Genomic DNA, 1,017 nt, shown 5'->3' with positions numbered 1-1,017 from the left:
TATGTGTAGACTCCCGGGTCCATGAGAAGCCGCCTGCTGATTTCCGGTGCCACGCTGGCCATGGTGTTATCGGGGTGCCAGTTCGGCCCTGCCTCGTCCACCCCGGCCTCGTCGGGCGAACGTCCCATGTCCTCGACCGCGCCGGTGACGCCGGCGTCCGCCTCCGCCCCGCCCGATCGGGTGCTGGCCGGCCGGGAGGGCAGCGTGGAAGGCAGGCGATTCCGTATCGACGTGGTCCAGCTGGTACGACGGGACCGGTTCGTGAACCTCACCTTCACCCTCGCCCTGACGGCGGGCGACGGCTGGCTGGTGCACAACGCCTTCTCCGCCGTCCCGCAGGCGAACCCCACCATCGACGGCGTCTACCTGGTCGACACGGTCAACGCCAAGAAGCACCTTGTCGCGCTGGACAGCGCGGGCGGTTGCGTGTGCAGCCGGACCAAGGACCTGTCCCTCAACCCGGGGGACACGGCGGTCTTCTCCGCGACCTTCGCCGCCCCTCCGGAGGGCGTGAAGTCCCTGGACGTCCACATCCCCCATGCCGGGACGCTGGCCGATGTCCCCCTTTCCTGACCTCCTGCTCGCGGTGGCGCTGCTCACGCCGACGCCCCGCCCGCCCGTCCAGGTGCCCGTCAACACCGCTCCTCCCGCCACCGCGCCGGTCCTGGACCTGAACGGCGAGGTGCGGGGCATCACCGCCGACGTCCTGGACATCGGGGAACGCACGTCCAACCTGGACGAGTCGCTGATCCAGGAGACCCGCGGCGCCCGCGACAAGATCACCGTGGCGGCCGACGTGCTGTTCGCCTTCGACAAGGCCACCCTCACCGGCAAGGCCAGGAGCCGGCTGGCGGAGACAGCCAGGCTGCTCACGACCAGGGCGCGCGGCAAGCAGGTGCGCGTGGACGGCTACACCGACGCCAAGGGCTCAGACGCCTACAACCGGACGCTCTCCCAGGCCCGCGCCCGGGCCGTACAGCGGGCGTTGACCAAGCTCCTGGCCGGTTCCGGGATCAC

2 protein-coding genes are annotated in these 1,017 nt (G+C 70.6%); both read left to right on the top strand.

The genetic code is table 11. The features are described from left to right. The first annotated feature begins 126 nt into the window (after nucleotides 1-126). On the top strand, nucleotides 127-573 hold the full coding sequence (locus ACFYYW_RS49100; RefSeq protein WP_387661538.1) for a hypothetical protein: 447 nt from the start codon (nucleotides 127-129) through the stop codon (nucleotides 571-573). Beyond that, nucleotides 557-1,017: OmpA family protein (locus ACFYYW_RS49095; RefSeq protein ID WP_387661535.1), on the top strand; the 461-nt coding region annotated here is incomplete at its 3' end. The genes ACFYYW_RS49100 and ACFYYW_RS49095, both read left to right, overlap by 17 nt.

The sequence above is a fragment of the Nonomuraea sp. NPDC001831 genome (assembly GCF_042892035.1).
GTDB lineage: Bacteria > Actinomycetota > Actinomycetes > Streptosporangiales > Streptosporangiaceae > Nonomuraea.
The sequence above is the reverse complement of the archived record's forward strand: the minus strand, read 5'-3'. Positions and strand labels throughout refer to the sequence as shown.

Coding starts and splice junctions, on each gene's coding strand:
- ACFYYW_RS49100 (WP_387661538.1), top strand. CDS start 127: ATGTCCTCGACCGCGCCGGTGACGCCGGCGTCCGCCTCCGCCCCGCCC.